Origin of the sequence: Campylobacter sp. IFREMER_LSEM_CL292 (assembly GCF_025771615.1) — a bacterium.
Taxonomy (GTDB): Bacteria; Campylobacterota; Campylobacteria; order Campylobacterales; family Campylobacteraceae; genus Campylobacter_D; species Campylobacter_D lari_D.
The window spans coordinates 274,550-292,227 of record NZ_JAKMQP010000001.1 but is presented as its reverse complement, the minus strand read 5'-3'; the positions used below and the strand labels follow the sequence as shown (position 1 = coordinate 292,227).

Sequence of the window (17,678 nt, the reverse complement as noted above, 5' to 3'; positions counted from 1 at the left end):
TATCATAAAGTGAAAAATTTACAAGAAGAGCAATTTTCTAACTCAAAATATATTAAACCTAAAAGATATACTTATATAGGTAAAGATAACAAAAAATACACTTGGGATTTTATAGAAGCATTAGATAGTGTTTCTGTTTTTTTATATCATACTCAAAAAGATTCTTTTATTTTTGTAAAGCAATTTAGAATTCCTTTATGGGATTATCAAAAACGCAACAACTTAAATTTAAACGAGATGGGGTTTAGTATAGAGCTTTGTTCAGGTCTTGTTGATAAAGATTTGAGTTTAGAGGAAATAGCTAAAGAAGAATGTATTGAAGAACTAGGTTATGCTCCTAAGGTTGTAGAAAAAATAGGAGAATTTTATACAGGTTTTGGTTCAGGTGTTAGTAGACAATTTTTATTTTTTGCTGAAATTAATGAAAATGATAAAATTGGCAAGGGTGGTGGAATTGAGGGGGAAGATATCCAAGCAGTATGGATAAAAAGAAAAGATTTTGAAAAGTTTTCTAAAGAAAATCCTATAAAAACTCCTTTACTTGAGTATGCGTATTTATGGTTTAAGGGTAAGAATTAATCTTACCTCTTTTTATTTTTCCTCTTTATTTTCAATATTTAGATCTTTTTCATCAAGCATTTCTTTAAAGATTCCAAATAAATCTTCAGAAGCCTTTTCAGCATTAGAGCATTTATCTAAAATTTGATTTTGTACTAGTTTATCACTTGTATCTTCATTATGTGCTAAAGCAACGGCTTGGTTCATATTTTCATGTACTTTTTGATGTGGTAAATTTAACTTACCAAAAGCTCTTCCGCCAGAAAATCTTTCCTTGCCAATACCAGCAATCCATTTTGCAAGTCTGCAACTTAAATGATCAGATAAAGTTTTTCCTGAAGCATGAATAATTTCATTATATCCATTTAATTTAAATGCAATATGATCTAGTTTTGCTAGTGATATGAATATTTCAGAGGTAATGCTTTTAGCGTGAGAACTAGTTGAATTTGCATTAGAAATTAATTGAGCAAAATTACTAGAGAATTTTACTATATGCTCATTAGATTCTAATGATACTTTTTCTACTTGTTCACTTTGTCCATACATCTCATCAGCATTTTGTTTTAATAGGTTAATATTTAATTCTACTTCAGAAGTTGCTTTTTGTGTTTTTTCAGCAAGTTTTCTTACTTCATCAGCAACAACAGCAAAGCCTCTGCCGTGTTCTCCTGCTCTAGCAGCTTCGATTGCGGCATTTAGTGCTAAAAGATTGGTTTGATCGGATACATCTTTGATTAAGTTAATAACATTAGTAATCTCATCAACGCTGCGGTGTAAATTTCCCGCTGTATCTCTTGAGCGATTAGCTGATTCTATAATGCTTTGAAGTGAAGATATGATAGAGTGAGTTATTGAATTTAACTCTTGCATATCTTTTAAAGAGGAATCAGAATATTGAGAAATCATTTCCGCTTTATTAACATTTTCCTGCATATCACTTTGAACATTTGCAATACCTTTTAAAACACCATTTAATAGCATTTCCAAAAGATTTGTTTCAAGTTCAGTTTTTCCGCAATTTCCTTGAAGTTGTTTTTCATAATTTTTAATTAATTCTTGTTTTTCTGAAAGAAGTCTTTTGTTTTCTTCTTCTAGTTCTTTGATTTTATTTTGTAAATTTTCAAAGTCTTGTGATAATTGACTTTTTTTCCCAAACATATTTAATCCTTAAAAGTTAAAAAAATCGGTAGAAATTATTTTTTATAATTTGATAAATAAGTATTTAATTCATCCTTTAATTTTAACTTTTCTTTCTTTAGATTTGCTATTTCTAAGCTATCTAGATGAATTCTACCTTCTTCTGCATCTTTGATTTTGTGATCAAGTTTGTTGTGCTCTTCAAACAACTTATCAAAATGCATATCCTTGCCTTTTAACTCGGTGATTAAATCCCTAAATTCATGTAGCATGTAAGCCTCCTTTTTTTGAAATTTTATTGTTATTGATTATAGCTTAAATAAGTTAAATGTATTTTAACTCGTCAGGTTTTTGTTTATTTTTAATAATCTTTTTAGCTATTTTTATACTATCTGCTGTACCAACGATTAACAATTTTGCACCAGTGCCTATTAAAGTGTCTCCTCTTGGCATAGGGGTAAATTTTTTATTTTCCAAAATTCCCACTATGCTAACATTTGCCATATCTCTTAAATGGATTTCTTTTAGTCTTTTAAATCTTACCCATGACTCGTCAGGAATTTTAACCTCTTCTAAATCAATAGGGCTATTTTTTTTGTAAAGATAATTTTCTAATAAATTTTCCATATCAGGTCTTGCTGACATAGCACTAAGTCTTTGTGCGACCAATTTTGTAGCAGAAACTATGGAATTTGCTCCAAGTTTTTTTAGTTTTTCAGTTTCGTCTTCATTGCTTGAGCTAGCTAGTATAAAATAAGGATTGATTCTTTGTAATTCTTTTTCAAACAATCTCACTGAAGCAATGATGGCTATATTATCTGCTATGTTATTGCTAAGAGTAATTACACCTTTTGCGCTAGAAAGATTGGTCTTTAAAAAGGCTATATTTGTATGTGGAGCACTTTCTATATAATAAGGATAATTATATTTTTCAGCTATCTCGCTAAAATTTTCTATTTCATCAACAACAACAAAAGGAATGTGATTTTCTTTGAATTGCTGTGCTAGTTCTATGGTAAAATCATTGTGATAGCATATTACAAAATGATTTTTTAATCTTGCAACTTTATGAAGCATTCTTCTCTCCTTGATTATTTTAGACAAGATTCCTTTTTTTACTATTTCTATCACTAAACCCATGCAAAAAGTAAATATTGTAAAAGTTAATAATACATATATAACGGTAAAAATTCTACCCGCTGTTGGTATGGGATTGACTTCAGTGTAGCCTAAAGTGGTAAATGTCATACCAGCTTGGTAAATAGCATCATTGAGATTATAATTACTTGTAAGCATATAACCAAAAGCTCCAATTAGTGTCATTATTACGACAGCAATAAGAGGGATTCTTAAAAATCTAAGCTGCTCGTAAAGCTCGTCATTGAGGTTGATTGAAGGTTTTGGAGAGGGGGACCAATTGAGGAATTTTTGTAGCTTTTTCAAAAAAGACATAATAATTCCTCGTTTATATTAAGGATTATTTGCTACTCTGTTTTTTAAGTGTTCTTAAAGTTGAAGCAGCAACTCTAACTTTTCTAGTAGTTCCATCTTCTAAAGTAATACGAACTGTTCTTAAATTTGGCAAAAAGCGTCTTTTAGTTTTGTTGTTAGCATGGCTAACATTGTTACCTACCATAGGTCCTTTTCCTGTAATTTGGCAAATTCTTGACATAAATTTTTCCTTATGAAATAAAAATAATTTTTAGCATTATATCTAAAGCAAGCTTAAAAAAATCAAATATTATTAAAAATACATAAAGAAAATTTGATAATAAGTATGATAAAATTATTTTTTATTTTATTGGAGATATATAATGTATGTAGCGCCAAGTTTATTGTCTGCAAATTTTTTAAACTTAGAAAATGAGATTAAAGAAGTATCTCAAGCGGGAGCTGATTTGTTGCACATTGATGTGATGGATGGACATTTTGTGCCAAATCTTACTTTTGGTCCTTGTGTGATTGAAAATATTTCAAAAATTACTTCAGTACCTTTAGATGTGCATTTAATGGTGCATAATGTTAGTAGTTTTGTAGATTTATTTATACCTATGAAACCAAAATTTATTAGTTTTCATTTAGAAGCTGAAAACCATCCTATTAGGGTGTGTGAGTATATAAGAAAAAACGGCATTCATCCTGCTATTGTATTAAATCCACATACTCCAGTTTCAAGCATAGAATATATTTTAGAATTTGTAGATATGGTGCTTTTAATGAGTGTTAATCCAGGCTTTGGCGGGCAAAGTTTTTTACCTTTGGTGTATAATAAAATTCGCCAGTTGAGAGAAATGATAGATAGGAAAAATCTTAAAGTTTTTATAGAGGTTGATGGTGGGGTAAATGGCTTAAATGCACCTGATTTGGATGAAGCAGGAGCTGATATTTTGGTCGCGGGTAGTTATATTTTTTCTTCGCAAGATAAAAAAACAGCAATTAATTCTTTAAAGCTTGAATTTTGAGCCAACAACAAATCGATGATTTAATCATCAAACTAAGCAAAGAAAATAAACCTTTTCCTTGGGTTTTAAGAGAACTTGCAAAAATAGAAGAATTAAACCACTATGATTTTGATTTATATATTTTTGAGCTTTTAGGACTAGGGGTAGAGCTTAATGCACAAAATTGTTTGTGTTTAAAAAGTAAAAATACAAAAATAAAAGATGAGATATTTTGTGTTGTAGATATTGAAAGTACTGGCGGGATAAAAAGTGGTCAAATTTTAGAAATAGGTGCTGTAAAAATTCAAAATTATAAAGAAATTGATAGATTTGAGAGTTTTGTAAAAGTAGAAAGCATACCTGAAAATATTACAGAATTAACTGGGATTAGTTTAGATATGGTAGAAAATGCTCCTTCTTTGAAAGCTGTGTTAAATGATTTTAAGTTATTTTTAAAAGATAGCATTTTTGTAGCACACAATGTGCGTTTTGATTATCATTTTATATCTAAAGCTATGTATGAAAATGATTTTGGAGTGCTTTTAAATAGAAGATTATGTACTATTGATTTAGCTAAAAAATGCATTGAAAGTCCCAAATACGGCCTTGATGCTCTAAAAGAGTTTTTGTGTATTGAAAGTAAGCATCATAGAGCTTTAAGTGATGCTTTGGCCGCAAGTGAAATTTTGAAATACTGTCTTAAAAAAATTCCTTTTTACATTAAAACTACTGAAGAATTGTTACATTTTAGCAAGCAAGCTAAAAATCAAACAAAAAAATAAACTTTGTTTTGTATTTATTGCTATACTTCTTTTGCATAAATGACGGGAGCTTGTGATACAGGCTGAGAGTAAGCTAAAAGCTTAGACCGCACCAGAACTAGGTAATGCTAGCGTTGGGATAATTTATCAACTACTCACATACCCTTCATTTATCCAAATTTATTTCAAGGATAAATTCAAATGAAAACTCAAATGTCTTATGCAAAAGAAGGAATTTTCACAAAGCAAATGCAAATTGTTGCACAAAAAGAACAAGTAAGTGAAGGTTTTTTACTTGAAAATATAGCATGTGGAAAAATCATCATTCCTGCAAATATCAACCATAAAGCATTAGATCCAAATGGTATTGGCTATGGACTTAAAACAAAGGTAAATGTGAATTTAGGTGTTTCAAATGATTGTGTAGATTATAGTGAAGAGATGAAAAAGGTAGAATTGGCTCACAAATTTAATATAGAAGCTATTATGGATCTTAGTAATTATGGTAAAACTAGTCGTTTTAGAGATGAGCTAATTGCTACTTCAAAAGCTATGATAGGTACTGTGCCTGTTTATGATGCGGTAGGTTTTTTAGAAAAAGATTTAAAAGATATTAAAGCAAAAGATTTTTTAGATGTAGTATATCATCATGCTAAAAGTGGAGTGGATTTTATGACAATTCACGCAGGGATAAATTCTCGTGCTGCTAGGGTTTTTAAAGAGTGTGATAGGATTACTAATATAGTTTCAAGAGGAGGTTCAGTTCTTTATGCTTGGATGCAAATGAATGATGCTGAAAATCCATTCTATGAATATTATGATGATTTGCTTGCTATATGTAAGGAATTTGATGTGACACTTTCTTTGGGTGATGCACTAAGACCTGGTTGTACTCATGATGCAAGTGATGGAGCTCAAATTGCTGAACTTATAGAACTTTCATTGCTAACCAAAAGAGCATGGACTCAAGATGTACAAGTGATGATAGAAGGACCCGGTCATATGGCTATTAACGAAATAGAAGCTAATATGCAACTTGAAAAAAGAATTTGCAATGGAGCTCCATTTTATGTTTTAGGACCATTAGTTACTGATATAGGTGCAGGATATGATCATATAAGTGGAGCAATTGGTGGAGCAGTTGCAGCAGCAGCTGGCGCTGATATACTTTGTTATGTAACTCCTGCTGAACATTTAAGACTTCCAAATTTAGAAGATGTAAGAGATGGTATAGTAGCAACTAAAATAGCAGCTCATGCAGGAGATATAGCCAAGCTTCCCAAAGAAAGAAAAATAGATGATGAAATGAGTAAAGCAAGACAAGATATTGATTGGGAAAAAATGTTTAAATTAGCAATTGATGGAGAAAAGGCTAAGAAAATGTTTAATGAAAGAAAACCTGAAGAGCTTAATTCTTGTTCAATGTGTGGAAAAATGTGTGCTATGAATACTATGAATAAAATTTTAAAAGGTGAGGATGTAAGTTTGATAAAAGAATAAACCCTCGATTGTGAGGGTTTATTTTGATTAATCTATTACTTTATAATTATAAGGTTTTAGATTTTTATCATCTTCAAGAAGTTTTGCTGGTGGATTACCATTTACTTCTTGGTGTTTATAGTAGCGATCACCTGCTTTATTGCCATTTAGATCTACTTTATAGTGAATTTCACCTGGATTTAATTTTTGAATATCTTCAAAACCTAAATTTGAAGTTTTGAAATCTTTAATGCCATTTTTGGCCGCAATTTCTGCTAGCTTAGTTTGTCCTTGTCTTGACATATCAACTGATTGTAAAAGCATTCTTGAAGCTTCTCTAGGATTGTGGAAACCTGTTGAGTTTTCAGCACCTACAAAGTCCGCTCTAATTTGAGATTTTCTATGTAGTTCTAATACTTCTTTTAATTCAGCCGAAATTTTAGCATCATCTGCTTTGCTATCAGTTTGAAATTTAGGCATTTTTCCAAGTTCTGCACGAATAGTTTCTACATCTTTAATCAAGCTTACTAAAGAATATTCAGCTGTTCTTAAATCATGAGCTACTGAATTTTGAATATCTTTTACTTGTTTAGCTAGATAGCTTTCGCTTTGAGTGTGACAAGTTTTACAAGCTGAGTTAATATCAACTAAAGGTGAAGTAATATTGTGGTTAGTAACTTTTTTTGCACCTTTTCTAATATAAGGCATATGACAATCTGCACAACTTACACCATTTGCAGCATGCACTCCACCACTATAAAGTTCGCTTTCTGGGTGTTGAATTTTAATCATTGGTGCTTTTGTGATTTTATGAACCCAATCACTTGGAAAATTTTCTCTATTTTTTTCATAATAATCATCAATCATTTCTATTCTAAATGGCTCGCCTTTTTTCCACTCACTCCATGGAAATGCTAGCTCTATACCATCAACTTCGATTTCAACTGGCTTGTTACCATCTCTCCAAGAATCAAACTCATCATAAGTTTTTTGAGTGCCATTCCACCATTTTTTAGAACTATCATTAGCAATACTTTCGCCTATAGTTTTCACTTTAGCGCCTGTTGGTTTGAAGTAGTATTCAACATGACATTGAGAGCATACTAAAGTTCTCATTTCGCTTCTTGAAGCTTTAATGCCTTGTTTTTCGTCTGCTTCATAACCTCTTGAAATTAATGCTTTAATTAAAGCTGGTCTTGTAAGTCTTAAACTCATATCTGTTGGGTTATGGCAATCTGCGCATGTTACACCCATTCTTTTTCCACCATGAGGTCCGCTGTGTTCAGGTGAGTTTTCTTTAGCTCCATTTACAGCTGGGATAGTTTTAACCATAGTCCAATATTTTGCAGAGTTAAATGCTACCCAATCGCCTTTTGCAGTGTTGTTTAAAAGCCATGGAGTCCATCCGCTATGGCAGTTCATACAAGCTGTTGGTTGACCGCCAAATCCTGTAAAACCATGTGCATTTAAGAAATCTTTATTATTTCTAGCTGTATCCATTTGATCTACTTGAACCCAAAAGTGTCCTCTTTCTTCATTGGCATCAATGCTAAATGGATAACCTGCCCAAAGAACAGTTAGTTGTGGATAGCGAATAAGCTTTGAATAAGCTAAATTTCCACCAAATTCTGTTGCATTAGGTGTTTGTTTTTCTACTGCTGTGTGCATGTCTAAATAATCAGGAAAGTTCTTTCCCCAGTAATCAAAAGTAGGATTTTCATCACCAAGTTTTACAATTTCTTGTGAAATGATCCCACCTACTGAATCATTTGTTTTAGCTGTAATGTCCTGATTAAGCCATAATACACCTGCAATAGCTACTATAGTAGCACTTATAGCACTATATAAAATGCCTTTGTTATTCATTAAATACTCCTTTCATTTAAAATCCTCTCTTATGACCAACACCTTGGTGGCAAGATACACAACTTAAAGCATTATCTTTATGTGGATCTAGGGTAGGGTTGATAGTGTTACTCGCAATTTCTTTGTGACATTCTATACAGTTATTTTGGACTATTTCTTTACTTTTTGCATTTGCACTCAAATGTGTAGGTAAAGAATCTAGTTTGAAAGTAAATGCATAAGCATGTCCTAAGCCACTTTGAGCTTTAGCAATCCATTTTTCAAAAAAGCTATGTGGCAAATGGCAATCATTACAGGTTGCTCTTGGTTTACCATCAACTTCTTTAGAGTGCGAAGCTTTTAAATAATCATTATAAACCTCGTTCATAATATGGCAATTATTACAGCTTTCACTAGCATCGCTAAAATAAGAAGTGCCCTTAGCATTATGGAAAGTATACATTCCAACTCCTGCTAAAATTACAAGTAAGAAGAGGAAAACAGCAAAAAGTTTTGAGTTTGCTTTTTTCAAAGTCTCTCCTTTGAATGAAGTTTAAGTTACAAGAACTTGTGTATAATTATATAACACCATAAAGGTAAAAAAGTAAATATATATTTATTAATCATTTATTATTTTTTTAATAAGATAAAAAAAGTGTTATTTTTTTATATAATTATATTTACTATTATACAAATAAAATAAATTTTAATGAAAGAAATACTAAAATATAAATATCTAGAAATAAAGGTAGGTATATCATGCAAATTCAACCATCAATGTATATTAACAGAGAACTTTCTTGGCTTGCGTTTAATTCTCGTGTTTTAGATCAATGCTCTAAAGATCTTCCTTTGCTTGAAAAACTTAAATTTATTGCTATATACTGTACAAATTTAGATGAGTTTTATATGATAAGAGTGGCTGGATTAAAACAACTTTTTGTGGCAGGAATAAGCACAACAAGCAATGATGAAATGACTCCTCTTGCGCAACTTAAAGCTATTAGAAATTATCTACATGAAGAAAAATATGTAGTAGAGCAGTATTTTACTAAAATTACCCAAGATTTAGAAAAAGAAAATTTATTTATTCGCTCATACGAAGAACTTGATGAGGATTTAAAACAGCAATGTAATGAGCATTTTTTTTCTAATATTTTTCCTGTGATAGTGCCTATTGCAGTTGATGCAACTCATCCTTTTCCGCATTTAAATAACCTTTCATTTTCTTTAGCGGTAAAACTTTGTGATCCTATGCACCCTGAACTTTTAAAATTTGGCATGATACGCATACCTAGGGTTTTACCAAGATTTTATCAAGTAAGTTCTAATATTTATGTGCCTATAGAAAGTATAGTACGCTATCATACTGAGCATATTTTTCCTGGCTATAAGCTCTTATCTTCTGCTGCTTTTAGAGTAACTAGAAATGCAGATATGGAAATAGAAGAAGAAGAAGCTGATGATTTTATGTTGATTTTAGAGCAGGGTTTAAAACTTCGTAGAAAAGGTGCTTTTATACGCTTGCAAATAGAAAAAGGCGCAGATGAGCAGTTGATTGAATTTTTAAGTTCTCATATGAATATTTTTCATAAAGATATTTATGAGTATAATATACTTTTAAATTTAGCTTCATTATGGCAAATCATTTCCAACAAAGAATTTACACATTTGCTAAATCCTATGTATACACCAAAAATTTTACCACCTTTTGGGGATAATGTATCTATATTTAGTGCAATAGATAAACAAGATATTTTGGCTATACAGCCTTATGAGAGTTTTGAGCCTGTATATCAATTTATCAAAGAGGCAAGTAAAGATCCTAAGGTTGTTTCTATAAGAATGACTCTTTATAGAGTAGAAAAAAATTCAAACATAGTTCAAGCTTTAATTGATGCAGCAAGCGATGGCAAACAAGTTACTGTAATGGTAGAATTAAAAGCGCGTTTTGATGAGGAAAATAACTTGCATTGGGCAAAATCATTAGAAAATGCAGGGGCTCATGTGGTATATGGAATCACTGGTTTTAAAGTGCATGCAAAAGTAGCTCAAGTGATTAGAAAAGAAGGGGATAAATTAAAAATTTATAATCATTTAAGTACGGGTAATTACAATGCAAGTTCAGCTAAAATTTATACTGATGTGAGTTATTTTACTTCAAAAGAAGAATATTCTCAAGACACTACAACTTTTTTTCACATACTTTCAGGATATAGCAAAAGTCGTCGTTTAAAGACTTTATCAATGAGTCCAAAGCAAATCAAAGAAAGAATTTTAGATATGATAGCTACTGAAGCAAGCTATGGAAAAGATGGAGTAATCATAGCCAAAATGAATGCTTTGGTAGATGGTGATGTGATTAAAGCTTTATATGAGGCTTCAAATAAAGGTGTTAAAATAGATCTTATTGTGCGTGGAATTTGTTGTTTAAGACCTGGAGTAAAAGGATATAGTGAAAATATAAGAGTTAGAAGTATAGTGGGAAAATATTTAGAGCATGCTAGAATTTTATATTTTAAACATACAACACCAAATTATTTTATTTCAAGCGCTGATTGGATGCCAAGGAATTTAGAAAGAAGACTAGAATTAATGACTCCTATTTTTGATGAGCATTCTCGTGCAAAATTGGCTCAAATTTTAAAACTACAATTAAGCGACAATGATTTAGCTTATGAGTTAGACAACGAGGGAAGATATCGTAAGGTTATTTTAAATGAGACAGAAAAAATCAACAATTCTCAACAAACTTTAGAAGAGTATATTAGTAGAATTTTTAATACCTTGAAAAAAGATACTGATCACAGCAGGGCGACGCACTTAGCAACGAAGCTTTTTAGGGATAGCTAATCCTTGCTTTTTTGGCAAGGATTATTTCCAACCTTCTATGTAGTTTTTAAGTTTTCTACCAACTTTTGGGTGTTTAAGTTTTTTTATAGCTGAGCTTTCTATTTGTCTTACTCTTTCTCTTGTGACATTTAGTTCTTTACCGATTTCTTCTAAAGTTCTATCACTTTCATCATCCATTAAGCCAAAACGCATTCTAATAACAGCCTTTTCTCTATCATTAAGCTGATCTAAAACTTCATCAATTTGTTCTTTTAAATCATCTTTTAAGATGTGATCCATAGGTGAAATTGAGGTTCTATCTTCTACAAAATCTCCAAATTTACCATCATCCTCGTTGCTAATAGGTGCTTCTAGGGAAATTGGTTCTTTAGTAATTTTAATAACTTGTTTTACTTTATCTATACTAAGTCCTACTTCTTTTGCAATAATACTTACATCCGGTTCTTTACCTTCTTTTTGTAAATACTCGCGAATGATTTTATTGATTTGATTGATAGTTTCTATCATATGAATAGGAATTCTTATAGTTCTTGCTTGATCAGCAATTGCTCTTGAAATAGCTTGTCTAATCCACCAAGTTGCATAGGTTGAAAACTTATAACCGCGTTTGTATTCAAATTTATCTACCGCTTTCATTAAGCCTATGTTGCCTTCTTGGATTAAATCTAAAAATGGTAATCCGCGGTTAGTATATCTTTTGGCAATGCTTACAACTAAGCGTAAATTTGATTTTGCCATTCTAGTTTTAGCCTCATCAGATATTTTTTTACCGCGTTTGATTTGCTCTAGAATTTCTTTTAACTGATCTTTTTCTAAATCAAAAGAATTTTGACTAGCTTCTTTAGTTTGAATAAGTTTTTTAATCTCCATATAAGTGCTTACCATGGTAGTTTCTAAAGCACGCTCGGCTATTTCTTCTTTGCTAAGTTTGGTAATATCTTTTAAAATATCTTGGTGTCTTTGTTTTAATTCTTCTGAAAACATCGGTAAGCGATACTCCAAGCGTTTTAATTCTTTATCAAATTCCTCATCACTTTTTAATGCTGTTTCCATAGATTTTACTATTTCAGAAATAAGTTTTGATGTTGGACCTAGATCCATTAGTTTTTCTTTTAGTATATTTTTCTTAAAAGCAATTATGAGTTTATCTAATAGTTCATCATCATTTTTTTCTGCATTAATAGTAGATATAGTTTTTAACCATTCTTTTTTTGCTTTTTCTAATGCTTTAAAGCTTTCTATGACTTTTAAAGTTCTTTCATCTTCTTTTTTATTTGTTTTTTTAGGTTTTTTTTCATTAGAATTTTCATTTTCCTCATTTTCGTTTTCTTCTTCAGAATCTATTTCTTCATCGCTTTTATCATCATCGCTTTTATCATCATCCTCAAAGCTTTTAAAAAGCTCTTTCACTCTTCTTTCTCTATTAATTAAAGGTTCTTTATAATCAAGTATAAAATCAATCAAATAAGGCACAGAACAAAAAGCATCGATGATAATATCTTCGCCTAGCTCAATCTTTTTAGAAATTTCAATTTCTTCATCTTTGTTTAAAAGAGCAATTTGTCCCATTTCTCTTAAATACATTCTTACAGGAGAGTCTGATCTGCTCCACTCAAGTAAATCATTTTCATTGGCTAAATCAAATTCATTTTCCAAACTTGTATCTTGTAATTTTTGTTTTTCCTCTTGTAGCTTTTTTGCTTCTTCTAAATTTCTTTTTTTGGCAATTTCAGCTGAAGAGATTAATTCTACTTTATATTTATCCATTAGATCACGGATTTTTTTTGCACTTGTTGCGTTTGGAAGCTTTGCAAAATACTTGACAAGTTTTTCATATGTGATATAATCTTTAGAATTTTCTTTGAAAAGTTCTTCTAAAACATTAGTTTCATTAGCCATGGATACCCCTTGTATTTAAGTAATGAGTGTAAAACTAAATATTGTGCCTAAAAATTAATTAAAAACAAATAAAAATATTTTGGAACGACTTTTGCTTTGTTAGTGAAAAATTAAGATTTTAGTTAGGAAAAATAATGCAAAATGGGTATTATCAAGCCACCGGTGCTATGGTTACGCAATTTAACCGTTTAGATGTTGTAACTAACAATCTAGCAAATGTAAATACAAGTGGCTATAAAAGAGATAATGTTGTTATTGCAGATTTTAAAAGGATTTTTAAAGAAACTCAAGATGAGTTACCTATACAAAATCACACAAGAGATGCTGCAAGATTTGTTAATACAACTATAGATAGAGTTCCGCAGGTTAATCATGTCTATACAAATTTTAGCGTAGGTTCTATGAAAATGACGCATAATCCTTTGGATTTAGCTCTTACTCGCGAAGATACTTTTTACTTGATTAAAACAAATAATGGTGAAATAAGATTAAGTCAAGATGGAAATTTCCAACTTGATGATGAGGGTTATTTGGTAAATCGTCAAGGATACAGAGTTTTAAGTAGTGATTATTTTAATAATCCCGAAAATGATGGCATACGCATAGGAGATTCCACTTCTTTTATTAATGTGGATAAAAATGGAATCATCAGTGCAGCTAATCAAAATATTGCAAGATTATTTGTAGCACAAGTTGATGATTTAAGAGATTTACAAAAAGATGGCGATAATATGTATAAAATTGATAATTTAAACAAGATTAGAGATTTACCAAATTCAAATGCCATTAAGCAAGGTTTTACTCAAGGATCAAATGTTAATCCAGTTACAGAAATGGTAGGATTAATTGAGGCAAATAGAATGGTTGAGATGTATCAAAAAGTTATGACATCTCATATGGATGATTTAAATCAAGAAGCTATTAATAAATTAGCAAGTACTAAATAAACTAAGGATAGATAAAATGTTAAGATCATTATACACAGCAGCATCAGGGATGGTATCGCAACAAACACAAATTGATGTGACTTCAAATAATATTTCAAATGTTAATACAGTAGGTTATAAAAAATCGCGTGCAGAATTTGCAGATTTGATGTATCAAACGATGAAATATGCAGGAACTTCAACCTCAAGCACCACAAAACATCCAAGCGGCATTGAAGTAGGGCTTGGAGCAAGAGTAACAGCTGTAAGTAAAATTTTTAGTGAAGGTAGTTTAAAACAAACATCAACTTCAGGTCTTGATATGGCAATTGCTGGTAATAATGGCTTTTTCCAAATTCAAATGCCTGATGGAACTATAGCTTATACTAGAAATGGTCAATTTACTAAAGATGCTGAAGGAAACATAGTAAATTCAGATGGTTATAGACTTTTACCGGAAATGACTATACCTGAAGATGCTATTGCTATAAATGTTGCAAGCGATGGGACAGTTTCAGTAATGCAGCCAGGAAATACAGCTGAAACTCAAATAGGACAAATTGAACTTGTAAATTTTATCAATCCTGCAGGTTTACATGCTTTAGGGGATAATCTTTTAGTAGAAACTGATGCAAGTGGGGCGCCTATTGCAGGTATAGCGGGCGAGAACGGTTTTTCTGTCATCAAACACGGCTTTGTGGAGCTTAGTAATGTTCAACTTGTAGAGGAAATGACTGATCTTATTACAGGACAAAGAGCTTACGAAGCAGGCTCAAAAGCAATCACTACAAGTGATGATATGCTTGGAATTGTAAATCAATTAAAACGCTAGAATTAACTAGCGTTTATAATATGTAAAAATATTTAAAAATATACTAAAAAACTCCTATTTATAAATACTTATAAAATATTCTTTTTTATAATTTAAATTTTATCATTAATGTAGTAATATTTTTTAGATGTATTAAAATACATTGAATAAACAATAACGAGGGATATAATGAACAGAAGAGACTTCATTAAAAACACCGCTATTGCTAGTGCTTGTGGTGTTGCAGGTCTTAGTGTTCCAAGTAGTGTACTTGCTAATACTGAGAATAAATGGCGTTGGGATAAGGCTGTTTGTAGATTTTGTGGTACAGGCTGTGGAATTTTAGTTGCAAGTTTAGATGGTAAAATTGTTGCTGTAAAAGGAGATCCAGCAGCTCCTGTAAATCGTGGATTAAATTGTATTAAAGGTTATTTTAATGCAAAAATTATGTATGGAGAAGATCGCTTAGTAACACCTTTACTTCGCGTAAATGCAAAAGGTGAGTTTGATAAAAATGGAAAATTTCAACAAGTTTCTTGGCAAAGAGCCTTTGATGAAATGGAAAAACAATTTAAAAAAGCTTACAAAGAAAAAGGTGTTGAAGGAATTGGAATTTTTGCAAGCGGTCAATATACTATACAAGAAGGATATGCTGCTGCAAAATTAGTAAAAGCTGGTTTTAGATCAAACAATATAGACCCAAATGCACGCCATTGTATGGCTAGTGCAGTTGTTGGTTTTATGCAAACTTTTGGAGTTGATGAGCCTTCTGGCTGTTATGATGATATAGAGCTTACTGATACTATTATTACTTGGGGTGCAAATATGGCAGAAATGCATCCGATTTTATGGTCAAGGGTAAGTGATAGAAAATTAAGTAATTTAGATAAAGTCAAAATTGTAAATTTATCTACTTTTTCTAATAGAACTTCTCATATAGCAGATACTGAAATCATCTTCAAGCCAAATACTGATTTAGCTATTTGGAATTATATCGCTAGAGAGATTGTTTATAATCATCCTGAAGCTATGGATAAAGAATTTATTGAAAAACATTGTATCTTTGCAACAGGCTATGCTGATATTGGTTATGGAATGAGAAATAATCCAAACCATCCTAAATTTAAAGCAAGTGAGAAAGATACAGTAGCAAAACAAAATGCTATTATTGTAGATGAAGAAGAAGCGGTATCTTTGGCTTATTTAGGAGTAAAAGCAGGTGATAAATTTGAAATGAAACACCAAAGTGCTCCTGATGCGCATTGGGAAATTTCATTTGAAGATTTCAAAAAAGCATTAGAGCCTTATACGCTTGATTATGTTGCTAAAGTTGCTAAAGGTAATGAAGATGAAAGCATTGAAGAATTTAAGAAAAAACTTCAAGAATTAGCAAATTTATATATAGAAAAAAATAGAAAAGTTGTAAGTTTTTGGACTATGGGCTTTAATCAACACACAAGAGGTACTTGGGTGAATGAACAAGCTTATATGGTGCATTTCTTACTTGGTAAACAAGCTAAGCCAGGTAGCGGTGCGTTTTCATTGACAGGGCAACCAAGTGCTTGTGGAACTGCAAGAGAAGTAGGGACTTTTTCGCATCGTTTACCTGCTGATATGGTCGTTGCAAATCCTAAGCACAGAGAAATTAGCGAAAAAATTTGGAAAGTTCCGGCAAAAACAATCAATCCTAAACCAGGTGCTCCATACTTAAAAATCATGAGAGATTTAGAAGATGGAAATATCAAATTTGCTTGGGTGCAAGTAAATAATCCTTGGCAAAACACTGCTAATGCAAATCACTGGATAGCAGCGGCTAGAGAAATGGATAATTTTATCGTTGTGAGTGATTGCTACCCAGGAATTAGTGCTAAGGTGGCAGATTTAATTTTACCAAGTGCTATGATTTATGAAAAATGGGGTGCTTATGGTAATGCTGAAAGAAGAACTCAACACTGGAAACAGCAAGTGCTGCCTGTAGGTGAGGCTATGAGTGATACTTGGCAAATTATGGAATTTGCAAAACGCTTTAAATTAAAAGAAGTTTGGGGTGAAACTAAGGTAAATGATAAACTTACTCTGCCAAGTGTTTTAGAAGAAGCTAAAGCTATGGGTTATAGTGAAGATGACACTTTATATGATGTATTATTTGCAAACAAAGAAGCAAAATCTTTCAAAGCAAACGATTCTATTGCAAAAGGATTTGATAATAGTGATGTTAATGGCGATGAAAGAAAAATTATAGGTAGTGATGGTAAAGAATTTACCGGCTATGGCTTTTTCGTTCAAAAATACCTTTGGGAAGAATACCGTAAATTTGGTTTAGGACACGGCCATGATTTAGCGGATTTTGATACTTATCATAAAGTAAGAGGTTTAAGATGGCCTGTAGTAAATGGTAAAGAAACACAATGGAGATTTAATACTAAATTTGATTATTATGCTAAAAAAGCAGCTCCAAATTCAGATTTTGCATTTTATGGTGAATTCGCTAAAGAACTACCAAAAGGAGATTTACTGGCTCCGCAGACTAAAGAAAAATATAGCTTGAAAAACAAAGTGAAAATTTTCTTTAGACCATTTATGAAAGCTCCTGAAAGACCGAGCGAAGAGTATCCATTTTGGTTATGTACTGGTAGGGTTTTAGAGCATTGGCATAGTGGAACTATGACTATGAGAGTTCCTGAGCTTTTCCGTGCAGTACCTGAAGCACTTTGTTATATGAATGAAGATGATGCTAGGGCAATGAAAATTAATCAAGGTGATATCGTATGGGTACAATCACGCCGTGGTAAAGTAAAAGCTAGAGTAGATTTTCGTGGTAGAAATAAACCATCTAAAGGGCTTGTGTATGTGCCTTGGTTTGATGAAAATGTATATATAAACAAAGTTACATTAGATGCAACTTGTCCATTGTCTAATCAAACAGATTTCAAAAAATGTGCCGTAAAAATTACTAAAGCATAAA

15 protein-coding genes, 1 pseudogene and 1 riboswitch are annotated in these 17,678 nt (G+C 31.4%); of the genes and pseudogenes, 8 read left to right on the top strand and 8 right to left on the bottom strand.

Annotated features, from left to right (window positions below; genetic code table 11):
* The first annotated feature begins 9 nt into the window (after positions 1–9).
* Complete coding sequence (locus L8T82_RS01485; RefSeq protein WP_263725721.1) at positions 10–579, top strand: NUDIX domain-containing protein; 570 nt, start codon at positions 10–12, stop codon at positions 577–579.
* Between the two features lie 12 nt (positions 580–591).
* Here L8T82_RS01485 and L8T82_RS08015 read toward each other — a convergent pair whose 3' ends face one another.
* From L8T82_RS08015 to rpmB, 5 genes and pseudogenes are all read right to left on the bottom strand, one after another.
* Positions 592–939 (bottom strand): CZB domain-containing protein, encoded by a 348-nt coding sequence (locus L8T82_RS08015; protein WP_404842196.1) that lies wholly within the window; start codon positions 937–939, stop codon positions 592–594.
* A gap of 99 nt (positions 940–1,038) precedes the next feature.
* Positions 1,039–1,323 (bottom strand): annotated as a pseudogene (locus L8T82_RS08010) (methyl-accepting chemotaxis protein); the annotation flags it as partial.
* Positions 1,324–1,754: 431 nt separating this feature from the next.
* Positions 1,755–1,970 carry a YdcH family protein gene (locus L8T82_RS01475; protein WP_133318720.1) on the bottom strand — a complete coding sequence of 72 codons (216 nt, stop codon included), beginning with the start codon at positions 1,968–1,970 and terminating at the stop codon, positions 1,755–1,757.
* A gap of 52 nt (positions 1,971–2,022) precedes the next feature.
* On the bottom strand, positions 2,023–3,150 hold the full coding sequence (locus tag L8T82_RS01470; protein ID WP_220566855.1) for a potassium channel family protein: 1,128 nt from the start codon (positions 3,148–3,150) through the stop codon (positions 2,023–2,025).
* A 25-nt stretch (positions 3,151–3,175) separates the two neighbouring features.
* Positions 3,176–3,370 carry a 50S ribosomal protein L28 gene (gene rpmB / locus L8T82_RS01465; RefSeq protein WP_012661734.1) on the bottom strand — a complete coding sequence of 65 codons (195 nt, stop codon included), beginning with the start codon at positions 3,368–3,370 and terminating at the stop codon, positions 3,176–3,178.
* A 142-nt stretch (positions 3,371–3,512) separates the two neighbouring features.
* On the opposite strand from rpmB, the gene rpe reads away from it, so the two are divergent.
* From rpe to thiC, 3 genes are all read left to right on the top strand, one after another.
* Positions 3,513–4,160, top strand: a complete 648-nt coding sequence (gene rpe / locus L8T82_RS01460) for a ribulose-phosphate 3-epimerase (RefSeq protein WP_263725720.1) — start codon at positions 3,513–3,515, stop codon at positions 4,158–4,160.
* Positions 4,157–4,921 carry a 3'-5' exonuclease gene (locus L8T82_RS01455; RefSeq protein ID WP_220566853.1) on the top strand — a complete coding sequence of 255 codons (765 nt, stop codon included), beginning with the start codon at positions 4,157–4,159 and terminating at the stop codon, positions 4,919–4,921. Before rpe ends, L8T82_RS01455 begins: the two co-directional genes overlap by 4 nt.
* Before the next feature lie 32 nt (positions 4,922–4,953).
* Positions 4,954–5,058: riboswitch (TPP riboswitch) on the top strand.
* A gap of 43 nt (positions 5,059–5,101) precedes the next feature.
* On the top strand, positions 5,102–6,400 hold the full coding sequence (thiC, locus tag L8T82_RS01450) for a phosphomethylpyrimidine synthase ThiC (RefSeq protein WP_263725719.1): 1,299 nt from the start codon (positions 5,102–5,104) through the stop codon (positions 6,398–6,400).
* Positions 6,401–6,427: 27 nt separating this feature from the next.
* Here thiC and L8T82_RS01445 read toward each other — a convergent pair whose 3' ends face one another.
* Both L8T82_RS01445 and nrfH read right to left on the bottom strand, forming a co-directional pair.
* Positions 6,428–8,245: an ammonia-forming cytochrome c nitrite reductase subunit c552 gene (locus L8T82_RS01445; protein ID WP_263725718.1), complete on the bottom strand. Its 1,818-nt coding sequence runs from the start codon at positions 8,243–8,245 to the stop codon at positions 6,428–6,430.
* Between the two features lie 16 nt (positions 8,246–8,261).
* Positions 8,262–8,756, bottom strand: coding sequence for a cytochrome c nitrite reductase small subunit (nrfH, locus tag L8T82_RS01440; protein ID WP_039618639.1), 495 nt, complete (start codon positions 8,754–8,756; stop codon positions 8,262–8,264).
* 227 nt (positions 8,757–8,983) lie between these two features.
* Here nrfH and L8T82_RS01435 point away from each other — a divergent pair, with 227 nt between their 5' ends.
* Positions 8,984–11,077, top strand: a complete 2,094-nt coding sequence (locus L8T82_RS01435; RefSeq protein ID WP_263664387.1) for an RNA degradosome polyphosphate kinase — start codon at positions 8,984–8,986, stop codon at positions 11,075–11,077.
* A 21-nt stretch (positions 11,078–11,098) separates the two neighbouring features.
* Here L8T82_RS01435 and rpoD read toward each other — a convergent pair whose 3' ends face one another.
* A complete protein-coding gene (gene rpoD / locus L8T82_RS01430) occupies positions 11,099–12,976 on the bottom strand; it encodes an RNA polymerase sigma factor RpoD (RefSeq protein ID WP_133318727.1) in 1,878 nt (625 codons plus the stop codon).
* Positions 12,977–13,110: 134 nt separating this feature from the next.
* On the opposite strand from rpoD, the gene L8T82_RS01425 reads away from it, so the two are divergent.
* The 3 genes from L8T82_RS01425 (at position 13,111) to napA (ending at position 17,677) form a co-directional block, all read left to right on the top strand.
* A complete protein-coding gene (locus L8T82_RS01425) occupies positions 13,111–13,923 on the top strand; it encodes a flagellar hook-basal body protein (RefSeq protein ID WP_133318728.1) in 813 nt (270 codons plus the stop codon).
* Positions 13,924–13,939: 16 nt separating this feature from the next.
* Positions 13,940–14,734, top strand: a complete 795-nt coding sequence (flgG, locus tag L8T82_RS01420; RefSeq protein ID WP_133318729.1) for a flagellar basal-body rod protein FlgG — start codon at positions 13,940–13,942, stop codon at positions 14,732–14,734.
* A 168-nt stretch (positions 14,735–14,902) separates the two neighbouring features.
* Positions 14,903–17,677 carry a periplasmic nitrate reductase subunit alpha gene (gene napA / locus L8T82_RS01415; protein ID WP_263725717.1) on the top strand — a complete coding sequence of 925 codons (2,775 nt, stop codon included), beginning with the start codon at positions 14,903–14,905 and terminating at the stop codon, positions 17,675–17,677.
* The last annotated feature ends 1 nt before the right edge of the window (position 17,678 follow it).

What these genes read in the sequence shown, in the direction of transcription:
- L8T82_RS01445 (WP_263725718.1), bottom strand. Translation starts at nt 8,245, where the DNA reads ATGAATAACAAAGGCATTTTATATAGTGCTATAAGTGCTACTATAGTA.
- napA (WP_263725717.1), top strand. Translation starts at nt 14,903, where the DNA reads ATGAACAGAAGAGACTTCATTAAAAACACCGCTATTGCTAGTGCTTGT.
- thiC (WP_263725719.1), top strand. Translation starts at nt 5,102, where the DNA reads ATGAAAACTCAAATGTCTTATGCAAAAGAAGGAATTTTCACAAAGCAA.
- L8T82_RS01435 (WP_263664387.1), top strand. Translation starts at nt 8,984, where the DNA reads ATGCAAATTCAACCATCAATGTATATTAACAGAGAACTTTCTTGGCTT.
- L8T82_RS01425 (WP_133318728.1), top strand. Translation starts at nt 13,111, where the DNA reads ATGCAAAATGGGTATTATCAAGCCACCGGTGCTATGGTTACGCAATTT.
- L8T82_RS01475 (WP_133318720.1), bottom strand. Translation starts at nt 1,970, where the DNA reads ATGCTACATGAATTTAGGGATTTAATCACCGAGTTAAAAGGCAAGGAT.
- rpoD (WP_133318727.1), bottom strand. Translation starts at nt 12,976, where the DNA reads ATGGCTAATGAAACTAATGTTTTAGAAGAACTTTTCAAAGAAAATTCT.
- rpmB (WP_012661734.1), bottom strand. Translation starts at nt 3,370, where the DNA reads ATGTCAAGAATTTGCCAAATTACAGGAAAAGGACCTATGGTAGGTAAC.
- flgG (WP_133318729.1), top strand. Translation starts at nt 13,940, where the DNA reads ATGTTAAGATCATTATACACAGCAGCATCAGGGATGGTATCGCAACAA.
- L8T82_RS01470 (WP_220566855.1), bottom strand. Translation starts at nt 3,150, where the DNA reads ATGTCTTTTTTGAAAAAGCTACAAAAATTCCTCAATTGGTCCCCCTCT.
- rpe (WP_263725720.1), top strand. Translation starts at nt 3,513, where the DNA reads ATGTATGTAGCGCCAAGTTTATTGTCTGCAAATTTTTTAAACTTAGAA.